The 12,053-nt window shown below is 42.1% G+C and carries 19 protein-coding genes; all 19 read left to right on the top strand.

The annotated features are described in order from the left end of the window. Positions 1-2: 2 nt before the first annotated feature. The 19 genes from FNH22_RS19920 (at position 3) to FNH22_RS20010 (ending at position 11,737) form a co-directional block, all read left to right on the top strand. A complete protein-coding gene (locus FNH22_RS19920) occupies positions 3-620 on the top strand; it encodes a hypothetical protein (protein ID WP_143400194.1) in 618 nt (205 codons plus the stop codon). 38 nt (positions 621-658) lie between these two features. Then, entirely contained in the window at positions 659-1,285 is a 627-nt protein-coding gene (locus tag FNH22_RS19925) for a hypothetical protein (protein WP_143400195.1), read from the top strand. 13 nt (positions 1,286-1,298) lie between these two features. Continuing rightward, positions 1,299-1,691 (top strand): hypothetical protein, encoded by a 393-nt coding sequence (locus FNH22_RS19930; RefSeq protein WP_143400196.1) that lies wholly within the window; start codon positions 1,299-1,301, stop codon positions 1,689-1,691. Beyond that, the gene (locus FNH22_RS19935; RefSeq protein WP_143400197.1) at positions 1,688-2,254 is read left to right on the top strand and encodes a hypothetical protein; all 567 of its coding nucleotides are present in this window, start codon (positions 1,688-1,690) and stop codon (positions 2,252-2,254) included. The genes FNH22_RS19930 and FNH22_RS19935 overlap by 4 nt, the downstream gene beginning before the upstream one ends. A gap of 7 nt (positions 2,255-2,261) precedes the next feature. Continuing rightward, positions 2,262-2,582: a hypothetical protein gene (locus FNH22_RS19940; RefSeq protein ID WP_143400198.1), complete on the top strand. Its 321-nt coding sequence runs from the start codon at positions 2,262-2,264 to the stop codon at positions 2,580-2,582. After that, positions 2,575-2,886 (top strand): hypothetical protein, encoded by a 312-nt coding sequence (locus tag FNH22_RS19945; RefSeq protein WP_143400199.1) that lies wholly within the window; start codon positions 2,575-2,577, stop codon positions 2,884-2,886. The genes FNH22_RS19940 and FNH22_RS19945 overlap by 8 nt, the downstream gene beginning before the upstream one ends. Continuing rightward, the gene (locus tag FNH22_RS19950; protein ID WP_143400200.1) at positions 2,886-3,746 is read left to right on the top strand and encodes a hypothetical protein; all 861 of its coding nucleotides are present in this window, start codon (positions 2,886-2,888) and stop codon (positions 3,744-3,746) included. Before FNH22_RS19945 ends, FNH22_RS19950 begins: the two co-directional genes overlap by 1 nt. Next, the gene (locus FNH22_RS19955; protein WP_143400201.1) at positions 3,746-3,934 is read left to right on the top strand and encodes a hypothetical protein; all 189 of its coding nucleotides are present in this window, start codon (positions 3,746-3,748) and stop codon (positions 3,932-3,934) included. Before FNH22_RS19950 ends, FNH22_RS19955 begins: the two co-directional genes overlap by 1 nt. Further along, entirely contained in the window at positions 3,934-4,359 is a 426-nt protein-coding gene (locus FNH22_RS19960) for an annexin (protein WP_143400202.1), read from the top strand. The genes FNH22_RS19955 and FNH22_RS19960 overlap by 1 nt, the downstream gene beginning before the upstream one ends. Positions 4,360-4,363: 4 nt before the next feature. Next, positions 4,364-5,377, top strand: a complete 1,014-nt coding sequence (locus FNH22_RS19965; RefSeq protein WP_143400203.1) for a peptidoglycan-binding protein — start codon at positions 4,364-4,366, stop codon at positions 5,375-5,377. A gap of 2 nt (positions 5,378-5,379) precedes the next feature. Further along, complete coding sequence (locus FNH22_RS19970) at positions 5,380-5,739, top strand: hypothetical protein (protein ID WP_143400204.1); 360 nt, start codon at positions 5,380-5,382, stop codon at positions 5,737-5,739. Next, positions 5,661-6,230, top strand: a complete 570-nt coding sequence (locus FNH22_RS19975) for a CHAP domain-containing protein (protein WP_143400205.1) — start codon at positions 5,661-5,663, stop codon at positions 6,228-6,230. The genes FNH22_RS19970 and FNH22_RS19975 overlap by 79 nt, the downstream gene beginning before the upstream one ends. A gap of 6 nt (positions 6,231-6,236) precedes the next feature. Further along, positions 6,237-6,920 carry a hypothetical protein gene (locus FNH22_RS19980; protein ID WP_143400206.1) on the top strand — a complete coding sequence of 228 codons (684 nt, stop codon included), beginning with the start codon at positions 6,237-6,239 and terminating at the stop codon, positions 6,918-6,920. After that, positions 6,907-7,134 (top strand): hypothetical protein, encoded by a 228-nt coding sequence (locus FNH22_RS19985; RefSeq protein ID WP_143400207.1) that lies wholly within the window; start codon positions 6,907-6,909, stop codon positions 7,132-7,134. Before FNH22_RS19980 ends, FNH22_RS19985 begins: the two co-directional genes overlap by 14 nt. After that, complete coding sequence (locus FNH22_RS19990; RefSeq protein ID WP_143400208.1) at positions 7,131-7,313, top strand: hypothetical protein; 183 nt, start codon at positions 7,131-7,133, stop codon at positions 7,311-7,313. Before FNH22_RS19985 ends, FNH22_RS19990 begins: the two co-directional genes overlap by 4 nt. A gap of 17 nt (positions 7,314-7,330) precedes the next feature. After that, complete coding sequence (locus FNH22_RS19995; protein ID WP_143400209.1) at positions 7,331-7,735, top strand: hypothetical protein; 405 nt, start codon at positions 7,331-7,333, stop codon at positions 7,733-7,735. Further along, a complete protein-coding gene (locus tag FNH22_RS20000) occupies positions 7,735-7,989 on the top strand; it encodes a DUF4248 domain-containing protein (RefSeq protein ID WP_221420313.1) in 255 nt (84 codons plus the stop codon). The genes FNH22_RS19995 and FNH22_RS20000 overlap by 1 nt, the downstream gene beginning before the upstream one ends. Before the next feature lie 79 nt (positions 7,990-8,068). After that, entirely contained in the window at positions 8,069-10,972 is a 2,904-nt protein-coding gene (locus tag FNH22_RS20005) for an AAA domain-containing protein (protein WP_143400210.1), read from the top strand. A gap of 48 nt (positions 10,973-11,020) precedes the next feature. Further along, positions 11,021-11,737 carry a restriction endonuclease gene (locus FNH22_RS20010; RefSeq protein ID WP_143400211.1) on the top strand — a complete coding sequence of 239 codons (717 nt, stop codon included), beginning with the start codon at positions 11,021-11,023 and terminating at the stop codon, positions 11,735-11,737. Positions 11,738-12,053 lie beyond the last annotated feature (316 nt).

Raw genomic sequence — 12,053 nt, forward strand, 5'->3', positions numbered from 1 at the left:
AAATGGAAAAGACAGAAAACGTAAAAAATAGCTTCATCGAAACGGGTAAAAATCTTGGTTCCGGGCTGGTCGGAATGGTGGCAGGATCCGCAGTGGGTAGACACTCGCTGTGGATTGGTGCCGCCACAATATTTGGAGGAGCCTGGTATCAACAAGACTGGCTCACCTCTGCAGGTGTAGGTATGGTAGCTTCAAATGGTTTTGGATCACAGCCAGACCCCAATGTATCAGGCATTGATGGGTTTCAGGATGAAATCGGCAATGCCAAGAACAGGGCATTAGCTTCATTGAAAGCCCTCGGTAAAAAGGTGTATCTCGATAAGCTATCTCCCTCACTTGGTGAGAAGCTGGGGTTAGGCGAACTGGAAGACGGCACTGTGATTATGCTGGATGATCCGATTCAGGATATAGGTGAAGTTCAAGATTTTGACACTTCTGAAGTAGATGATATTATCCGACAATTGGAAGAGGGGAATGTCGATGAAATCATAGAGGAAAGCCCTCTCGAACTGGAAGAAGAGGAAGAACCATTTCAGGGCGCTGACTTAGGAGCTTTCGGCAATCCGGAGATACTGGAGCTGGAAGGAACAGATGCGCTGGAGCTAAATGCTGTTGCATAATCAATCTAAAAATTAATTTCATTTTAAAACTTAAATACATGATGCGTAAAAATTCAAGAGAACAATTTCTCGAAATCGTAAATGCTCACCTTTCCTTGAGGGAAGCTGGTAAAAAACATGACCCGGCCATGGTCAAAGTAGCTGAAGGAATTAAGGAAGGGCGACTCCAACTATCAGATAGTGCCTACTATGCGATAAAGTACGGGGGAGATAAAGCGACCATCCACATGTTTGAGACACAGGATGCCAAGGAAATTGGCGTGACCAATGTTACCCAATCCAAACTTCCGAAAGACAGGCTTTTTCTGTGCAACCGAATCACACTCTTGGCGAAAGTATTCGAAGGAGACATTCCACAGTCGGATACCGCCTGGAAGCAGCTCATCAAGTCTACCAACTTTGATTCTATCAAAGCAGTAGCAGGATTACAAAACGGAGTATGGACATTCATGGCTAACAAAAAGATCATAGTGGATGAGCGACCGATGCAAGAATTTGTGACCGACAACAACATGCAGGTCAATCTTGGCACCTACTACCTTGAAAACCCAAGGTTTGTGAGGGATGATGAAGAATTCGAATTCATGATCGAGCTGGGCGATGATGCTCCCGACAAAACATTGGTAAAAGTATTATTGGCTGGCACTTCTACTGTTCCTGCATAATCTGAAGTAGATTATGGAGAAGGATACAAGGGAGATCAGGAAGACTTTTTCTTTTCAGGTGAATGAGGCCAATAAGCTCTTTTCACCTTCGAATTGGGAATTGCCCAAGAAGACAAAATTTGTCAAAGGGTTACAGCTCACTTCTGACTTTCCCAACAAGCTCTATTATCGGGGAACCCAAAAAATAGAGATTGGTGGCGATGAGCTTTTCCCGGAAGGATTCGACAGCAAAATACTGGTTTCCAGCATCAGTGTAGCTCCGCGAGATCGGTTCTTTGACTTAGGCGAAGTGCTGCCAGGTGATCTCTCTGTGAAGGTTCGGTACCAGGACACTAATCATGAGCGAGCCAACTTGGGAAATGGGTACCAGGTAACCTTGGCTTTATTAATTGAAGAAGAGGTATGATTCGAGGCATTCATAGCGAAGAAATAGCAGGTGAGGGTACACAACACTTGATAAAAAGAACGTTCGTTCCCATCTCCTTGAGCGTGGATGCAGCGAATCAATACAAGACTTTCAAGGTAAAGATCCCTTATCGCTCCCGAAAAGTCGTAGGTGTGATTGTGACTCATGATGCACCCTCACAGGTAATGCATCACAATCGGATTTATCTGGGAAGCGCTCCTGATGTACCGATCACCCAGCAATTGATCATTGGGCTGAATCAGGAATTCTATCAGGATGTAGACGAGCAATGCTTCGATGTTTCGGTACGCTACGGTGAGAAGCTGTACTTCGCACTACCCAAACGGTTAGGATCTTATTTCTATCTGACCATAAATGGGTATTTCAATGAGTTTCCCAAACCAATAGTCATGGAGATCCGGGATCAATGGACGGATTTTAAAGAAGACTACTGGGTTTGGGAAAGTATCGCTGATGAATGGGAAAATGTGCAAGTATGTCTGATCAAAGATTCAGGCGATGGTGGTGATTCGGATGATGATGAAGAGGATGATGAATACTAATGAAAAAATGTACTTAGGAGACGTTTCAATCTTTAGTCCGAGAGGAGTAGAATTTCAGAATTTTGTTATAGAAGTTACTACTGTAGAACGCGATCATGACCGGCTGAAGCAAGATCGGTACCTGCTTTCTTATGACCTGGATAATACAGGCAATGAAGTGGAACTCAACGAACCCATTGCCAATATCCCTATCCATCCATTGGATATTGAAATCAGCGGTGACTATATAACCGGATCATATAAAGATGCTGGTATAGGCTCGCCACCCTATGAAGTAAAACTTTGGCTAGTGGTAGAAGAACAACCTGAATTATTGGAGAATGACTGAAGAGCTGGCCATAAGATATATGCCTCAGCGCGTTGAGGAAAGAGGGTTTCGGAATTATCGAATGGTTTTTCAGGACTTGAATCTCGAACCTAATCAGCAAATCGAGCAGGCAGCTTATAATGAAATCTGGTTTCTGCTCAATGTGGAAGATGGTGTGAGCATCTCTTCGGATCTGGGAGAATATGATTATACAAATCCATCACTTTCTGAGAATATTCATGAGCATGCTGATTCAATTATCATCACTAATAAATCCTCTCAACAGAAGAAAGTGAGGTTTCTACAAGTAATACTTATTGACTGATGGAAGAGCGACACAGGAAGCCCGGTTCAGTAAGACTTTCGGATGAGCAGTACGAAGAAATGGAGCGACTCGGCATTGATAGCGAGAGTGCTTATGTAAAATACAAGTTAAACGGGGCGCAACAGCATCTTCAGGTACTTCGCAATGAAGATCAAACTCAATTACCTGCACCTATGGCCACCGAGCAAATGCCGTTTCAGTCCTTTGAGGATAAACTAGCTCTTCAAAAGTTGAGTATTGAAAACGAGCAACTCAAAAACAAGCTGGAGGAAATGTCTACCAGCAAAGAAGAAACGCTAAGTGGTATTCATGATCAGGTGAGTGGCATGCTCCGTGATGAATTACTCAAGCGAGATTTTGAAGACCTGAAGAAAGAGGTGATTGCTAATGAGAAAGAGATCAACAAGCTTGAAAGGGAACTCGAAAAAGCTACAGCCCAAATAGAAGATAAGGAATCTGAGATAGAGGAATTGGTCAAAAAACTAGGACTGGTGGAGCTGGGAAAAGCGCTCCTGCCCGGAGCAGTTAGTGGATTAGCAAAGAAGTACCCCAAGGAAATGCAAGGATTAGCTGCTACACTTGGTGAGCTCTCAGGAGAAGAGCCTGGTCAGCTACCGGCTGCTGGTCAACTTTCCGAAGAGCAGCAAAACCTGCTCAACATAGCTGAGTATTTCCGAGAGCTATTTGATGACGAGCAATTTGAGCAAATCATTCAAATGATCTCCCAGCTTGGTGAGCAAATTCAGCAGGACGACACAGTAATAGGTAAGGTCATTTACTACCTCAACCAACTCTCAAAAGTCAAAAACGCTCAACAAAAGCAAGCAGCAAAAGAGCAAGAGCAAAATCAAGAAGCCTAATGGAAGAATTCAATCTACAGATCAAACTAAAAGCAAAAAATCAGGTGGAGGCCAGTCAGGTAAAGAAGGCCTTTGAAACAATGATTACCACCTTCGGAGCTGAAGGCATCATTAAAATGGAAAAAATCTTCAGGACAGATGCCTTTGCCAGGAATGTGGTGAAAATGAAAATTGGTGTTAGGAAATAATGTTACCAGCTGCCACAGCCATACAAGCCGCTTATAGCAACCGTCCCAGAATTAACCTGGGAGGTCAGCTGACTACTGCCCTATTGGCAACCGGGGCTGGAGTAGGTGTATTCCTTGGCATTCGTGGGATTGTGAAAAACTTCAAGAAAAACGTCAGGGAACAAGATGCGTTGGTAGAAGGAAATCCTGCAGCTTTTGCCACACAGCTAAAGAAGGCCTTTGAAAATGATAACTCCTTTGGCTGGGGCACCAATGAAGAAATACTTTTTATCACACTGGAAGCAATTCCTACACAAGCTGCTTTTAGAAAAGTCCAGCGCGCTTATCGGGATTTGTATGGTAAAAACCTGGCAGCTGACCTGCGAGATGAATTGGATAGTGAAGAGTATGGATTGGCCATGCAGATTATCAACTCAAAACCTTAATAAAATGGCAATAAAACAAGTACCTGTTAAAAAGTCACCACCAAAAAAGATAGATCCTGAGAGACAGGCAAAACTTAGGAAGAAGTACATAGTCTATGGCATTGGCGCTGGAGCGGTATTGGGCGGGGGCTACCTGCTTTTTAATTACCTGCAAGACCGAAAGCTGATGGACAGAGGGCAATCGCTTACGGTCAACAATATTATTCCTTCACTTCCAACCCCTTCTCGGACACCAATACGCACTTCCAGTGATTTTCCATTGAAAAAAGGTTCTCGTGGAAGTCTGGTGATGCAGCTACAAAATGGGTTGTTGCGGTTGGGTGGTCAGGCGGCTTCCAATATCAGAAGCACAAGTATTCGTCCTGATGGTACACCCGATGGAGTATTTGGATCTGGTACTGAAAGAGCGCTCCGTGCCGGAGGGTTTCCTACCACTGTATCGCAAAGCGTGTTTGCTCAAATCACTGGTGGTGGCTCTGCTCCAGCAAATGCAAGCAACAAAACAATAGCTGAGGAGCTAATAAAAGGAGCAAACAGCAAAAACCTGTTTGCAGTCCTCAATGCGCTGAAGCAAATGCAAGACACCAACGATTATCTCGCTGTGAGAAGTCATTTTACGAATGCTCGTGTTGGCAGGGTAAAAGTGACCACACCGGTCAATGCTTTGCTGAGTGTAGCTTTCAAAAGTAACGAGCCAGCAAAGGTCAAAATACGAGCTGAATTTCGCAGAATGGGATTGAAACAGAATTCCCAAGGTGTCTGGACACTATCCGGATTGGGAGAATTTGAATCGCAGGAAGAGTTTCAAAATTATCTTCAGGACAGTCGGGCACTCGATTTGGTAATCACCGAAATGCCCACACTGCTGAAGAATAGTGATGGGAATTACATACTGCCTGCTCTTGAGCCTAATACAGTAGTAGGCTACCTGACCAATAATCGTCAGGGTGTATCCCAAATTTTAACAGAAAATGGAGTTACTGTTTATGCTCCCACTCAAAACTTAAAACTCATCTAATTATGGAAAGATTAAAGCAATTATGGAATTACATTAAGGTATGGAGAGAACTGTTCTCCATAGCTGTAGGACTCTTGTTGTGGAGTTACAGTCCGATATTACTCAGGCGTATGGATCCAACAGCCGCCACCTATGATGCCGGAGTGTTTCAGGTTTACCTGTTCGCCATCATAGGGCTATTCATTCTTCACGGTATCGTGAGGATCCTGATGAAACTGATCTGGCCAACTCCTGAAGACTATCTCGATAATCAATTTGCTCAAGACTTTAAACGAATCGAACCATGGCAAAAGCTAAAACTCTCTACCTTCATATTCTTTGCTTTTTTATTTGCGGTAGTGTTGCTGGCCAGAACCCTGTAGGGTCCTTTGACAAAAGCTTAAGTACTACTGAGCAAAAAAGGGAGCAGCTACAAACGATCTACCAAAGTCAAGTTGGAGTAAAGGAGCAAGGCGGAGCTAATCGAGGTACTCAAGTTGAGCAGTATCTGGCTGCTGTAAACTTTGGTCCCGGTTATGCCTGGTGCGCTGCATTCGTGAGTTGGTGTTACCAGCAGGTGGGTATTGATCATCCCCGAAGTGCCTGGGTACCCAGCTACGCCCTTGAGAAAAATCTTATCTACAAGCGAGGAGAATTTATCAAACAGCTTCCTCAATCCGGAGATGTATTCTTAATCTGGTTCGACCGATTAAAACGACCAGCTCATATTGGTTTTGTTGAGAAATGGCAAGCCAAATGGGTTATCACTGTAGAGGGCAATACTAACGATGATGGTTCTCGGGAAGGAGATGGTGTATATCGCAAAAGAAGGCTACAACGGCAGGTATGGGCGGTGGCCGATTTCATAGACTGATCATAGATGTTAAGTAAGACCCGGCAAATATTACTAAGTAAAAACTATCGGTTGTTCGAGCGGCCGTATGAATTAAACATTGTGGCGTACCGTAGCAAGTTTGTTCGTAGCAATCGATTTGATGACGAAATCCATGTGTTTTACAAAAATGGCCAGGGCAAATGGGTGTATCATGTCTTTCCTGCGACTACAGATCCGGGACAGTATTGGTTAGATAATCCAATGCATCCACAGGGCACAGCATTTCTAAAAAAGGGGCAGTACGTGGACGGCTATGCCCTGGGTCTTCATCGAGGTATTTATGAAGCATTGGTACAGGTAAAGGATGTTACCGTCATTCGAAATTATAACCGGGGAGGTATTTTCAACTGGTTTGAAAGTGGGCAGCCTGATACAGGAAGATTCGGTATTAACATTCACCGAGCTAATGAATCCGGAGTATCCAAGACTATTGACCACTTCTCTGCAGGCTGCCTGGTCTTTGCGAATGCTGTAGACTATTTCTTCTTTATGGATCTGGCTAGGCTCCATCGAGACAAATACGGTAACCGATTCACCTTAACCTTGATCGACTTTCGGGATGAACGCAGAAGAAACCTGAGCTTGGCTGCCTGGACTTCAGTTGTTGCCTCATCAGTAGCGGCCATTGCCAACTCAGTAATTAACCGTCAACGCTATGAAGTTATCTAAGAATACAAAGAAAGCAGGACTGGCATTGATCGGAAGTATGACTGGATTTCTGCTGGCAAAGCAGATGAAGATCGAGGATTACTACCCTTATATTCTCTTAGGTGGTTTTGTTGGGAATACACTAGGCGAAGAACTAATCCCTGAAGAATGTAAACCGGCTAATACACTTGGGTACATCGACAGATCCGGACATCTTAAAATCATTCACCTATGAAAAAACAAAGTCAAAAAGTACGGTTTCAAAAGTTTGTCAAAGACCTGGAACGTATCTCTACGAAACATGGCATTGCTATACAATCGGTAGGTGGAGTTTACATTTTTGATGAGCCTACCACAATAACTTATGACAAGGATCACACTTCCGGAGATCTTCTACCAAGCTGGGACGAGTAACACTGAAAAACAGAATTATGAAACTGAACCTCAATAAACTCTATGTAGTCTACAAACCAACTAAGTATTCAGAAAAAGTGGATGTCTTCGATGGCCGTCCGGATACGTTAGCAGGCTTGTTTCGCCAGGTGCTTGGAGGACTCAAAGAGTCCCAGGTTCATGCTATTTATACAACTGCTGCAGAAGCTGATAAAGAGGCAAACGAGTTATTGAGCAAGAGAAGCAAGTCTCACAAAAAGTCTAAGCAGATCAAACGAGGAGAAGGCTATGCCATTTTTACCAAGGATGTTCCGGCTAAGGATCGCTACCACGTACAATCCAAACCGAAAGTCTACGCCAGTCGAAAAGAAGCTGAACAAGCCCTGGCAGCAGCCCTGAAGCAAGGTTGGAAGAAGTCGGAACTCAAAATCCTGAAATACTGATGGAGCAACGTGCCGACATAACATATGATAAAACCAAACTCATGCCTGTATCGCTTCAGGATGAGGAGTTGCCAAAAATAAAAGCCTACTACAAGTACGAACTGGCAGCTATGTACAACGTCTGCACGAAAACCTTCTCAGCCTGGATCCACATGTACTTGGACGATCTCAAGCAATTCGGCTACACCAAGCACACCAAACTACTCCGTCCGGAGATTGTGCGGTTTTTATTTGAAAGGTTGGGGGAGCCTTGATTTTTAAAACAAACTTAATTTACTTGTTAAGTTTCCAATTGTTTTCATTCAAATTACAAATGACGTAGTTTGAATATTGATGGTAGAGAATTGGATTAAATATTGGCGTAATAGTCTGGCCGATGGAGAACGCATGGAGCAGAATCTTCAAAAGCTGGAGCATTTCAAATTAGAGCAGCTTGATATGGGTGAGGGAATTCTTCCCCCAAAGCAAGTTAATGATCTCATTGACAAGTACGAATTCAAGCTTAATAGAGAAAAAGGGATTGAGAATAAGGATGATGAGGATTGGATCGAAATCAATCAGGTTTCAATAATTGTGTCTCCTTTTGCTGTACTTCCAAAGTATGAGCACGCTAAGAAAGTCGTTGAGAAAGATAAGGTATATCCATTTTGGTTAAATGCTGGAGTAAACAGACTTGGTAAACTGATTATTCCTGAAGTTAAGTATCCTGTTTTCATAAGAAGAGTGCTTGAGCCAGCAATTCAGGAAGATCAACTCTTACTTCTGAGTTCAGTTGACAGAGTGGATAAAGCAATGAGCAAGGGTATTCCAGACATTGATAGCTGGAGCGATTACTGGAATTTTATCAGCTCCATTTTCAAAAAAGTAACTGATCAAGGACTATACGAACTATCACTTGAAGAATTGAGTGTAAAGCATGAAGCAGTCATCGCAATTGATGATAAATTGGATGGAGCTGGTGATGGTATCATAAAGCTTTATGACCAGTTGTCAAGAGAAGATACACTACCAGCTTTATTAACCAATGCTTCCAATACTACAGGGCAAAATATCAAAGCATTAATACAAGAGAGTAAATGGCCATTACTCATCAATAAACATCTAGGGCAGATGAGTGATAAGTTCCCTTTATCATTTACACAAAGACAGAGTTTAATCCATTATTCTACTCTTCAAAGGGGAGATACTCTTGCGGTAAATGGTCCTCCGGGAACAGGCAAAACTACTTTGTTGCAGAGTGTGGTCGCACATGAATATGTAAAGGCCGCTTTACATGGCAATGATCCTTTTGTCATGGTTGCAAGTTCTACCAACAATCAAGCGGTCACAAACATTATTGAAAGCTTTAGCAAAGCAGATTCTACACACGAGCTACTAGCAGAAAGATGGCTTCCAGACATCAGTAGTTACGCATTGTATCTTCCATCATCTTCTGTAGAACCAAAAGAAGGGGTTCATTATAGTCGAACTAACGGAATGGGACTTCCATCATCAATAGAGACTCAAGAATTTTTAGAAAAAGCCCGAGCGCATTTCTTAAGTAAAAATGAGAGCCATTTTGGGAAACCCTTTAATGATGTTTCTTCAGCAACGGAGCACCTCCATCAGAAGCTGAAGCAAATAGACAATCGATTAAAGGAAATTCAAAACGGTTGGGAGAGGTATCAGGATATCAAAAAACTTCTTAATAGTTATTCTGAATCAAAAGCGTTGATCCTTTTCAAGGACAATAATTTGGATAGACAGGCGATTGATGCGGAAGTAGTTGAACTCTCGCGCTTGTTGGAAGGCTATTATAGGATCAAAGAATCCGAATCATTTTGGCTCGTTTTATTTTCATTCATAAAATTCTTCAAAGAGAAAAGAGCTATTCCCTATAAGCGGTTATTCCAAACCTCAAATTTGGAGCTTCCTGAAATAGACTTTTACATGGTCAATCAGATTGAGGAATTGCTCCAGACAAAGATCGATCTACTAAAAAAGGTTATTGCCTTGGATGATCAATGGTCAAAGCTAAAATCTGCCAATGGTATTACATCGAATCCTCCAGCATTATTCAATGAGTTGGATCAAGGCCTTAGACATGAGGCATTCCTTTTGGCTACTCACTATTGGGAGGGCAGGTGGATTTTGGAGGTGGGTACAGCCATAGCAGAAGACATTCTTCGTAAGGTCGGTGAGCCAAATATGCGAAGGAGATTTCAGCGTTATGCTATGCTATGCCCTTGTTTCGTTTCGACCTTTTATATGCTTCCTAAATTCTTCATTTACAAGAAATATGGAGATGGTACCTATCCTGAGTTTCCGATGCTTGAATTCATCGATCTGTTGATTGTAGATGAGGCTGGACAGGTTACACCTGAAGTAGGGGTGGCCTCTTTTGCCCTGGCTAAAAAGGCTTTAGTTGTTGGAGATATTAAACAGATTGATCCTATTTGGAAAATTCCAAAACCTGTGGATCATGCCAATCTTCTAAAATTTGAGGCTCTGAGAGATAATTCAACATCTGAAGAATTTGACACCAAGGGATTTACCGCTAGTGCGGGCAGCATAATGAGACTTGCTCAAAACGCCTCATATTATCATGCTGCCAAACAGGAAGCTAAGGGGATGATGCTAGTGGAGCATCGCAGGTGTTTTAATGAAATCATTGCCTATTGTAATGACCTGGCCTACCATGGTTTACTGAAGCCCTTACGTGGCACGTTGGCCAGTCAGTCTGGAACGCATCCTCTGCCGGCTTTGGGACTTAGTCATGTAGAGGGTGAATCAAAACGTGAAAATGGTAGTCGTTCAAATGAGAAAGAGGCGGTCGCTATTGCCAATTGGCTTGTTGAAAATAGACAAACAATTGAGCGGTTTTACACGGATCCAAAAGACCCAAAGAAAAAATTTGAAGAACACATTGGTATCATTACCCCGTTTGCAGCTCAAAAGCATGTCTTGAAAAGAATGCTTAAGAAAGCTGGTTTTGATACTAGAAAATTAACGGTTGGCACTGTACATGCATTGCAAGGAGCTGAGCGCGCAATCATCATCTTCTCATCAGTCTATGCGTCCAATGAATCTGGAAGATCATTCTTTTTTGATCGAGGGGTAAACATGCTGAATGTGGCAGTATCACGTGCAAAAGATAGTTTTATGTTGTTTGGAGATACTAAAGTCTTAAACCCTAAAGCACAAAGTCCATCAGGTATGTTGATTAGACATTTGAGGAATAAAGGTGTAGAGGTATGATAGAACACTTATTTTGATTTAATGACGAATTCTAAATAACCCTATAGAATGGATCCAGAAGATTTTGAATTATTGACCAAAAAACATCTTGAAAGACTTCTCAGGAAGGATTTAGAAGATAAGACCAAAATAGAGCACAGGAAAAAACTTGTTTCAAAATCAGGCAATGAATTTGAAATAGATCTACACTATAAATTTACGCTAGGTGGAGTAAGTTACCTGACTTTGGTTGAATGCAAACATTGGAATTCGAATGTAACAAGAGAGAAAATCGGATATTTTAAATCAGTAATAGATGAACTCAAAGCACATAAAGGAATAGTAGTTACTACTAAGGGGTTTCAGAAAGGAGCTATTGAATTTGCCAAGTCAAACAATATCGGGCTAATCAAAATATCTAATGATGATCAGTTTGAAACAATAAATCACTTTGATGGAGGAATTGATGTTGTCGAGGATCACTTACTTTCTGAGGATCATTTTGACTCAAAATCGATCGTTTACTCTAATGGTCTTTTTTATCCAACCGATATTTTCGAATTTATTGATTCGAAGTATGGAAAAGAAGTTTCTAATTTCCTGAAAACTGAAAATGAACCTGCTAGTAACATGGTAAAGCAAGAGCTTGCAGATGCTGGTTATGATTGGAATCGAGATTATGAAATTTTAGAAAGTGCTGGGCTTAATGTGAAATTGGAAAACGAACCTCTATTAAGGGTATTGAGCATGAAAGTCATGATGGTGGGTCTCGATGGCGAGGCATAGTAAATTAATCAAATAGGGTCAATTTCCGTAACTCTTAGCCAGAGTCGCAGGATCATTCCAAGGGCCTAGAATTTTAGGGTTGTTAAATTGATACTTGTGCCTATCAACTATTGTTACTACACCTAGGTCTCCAAGTGCTTCAGTCTTTGTGTAGCACTCAATAAGCTTGTTTGATATTCTAGTGTTCATTGGACGTATCCCTTCGGTGTTGGGCGTATTGCTGTATGCTTTCTGAATAGTGATTTTTGTTCACAAAAAGAGCGATGAGCAAGGAATCTAAGATGTTTGAGTTGATGAAGGAGTGGGAGTCAAGTGG

The sequence above is a fragment of the Fulvivirga sp. M361 genome (assembly GCF_007097395.1).
Lineage (GTDB): Bacteria > Bacteroidota > Bacteroidia > Cytophagales > Cyclobacteriaceae > Fulvivirga.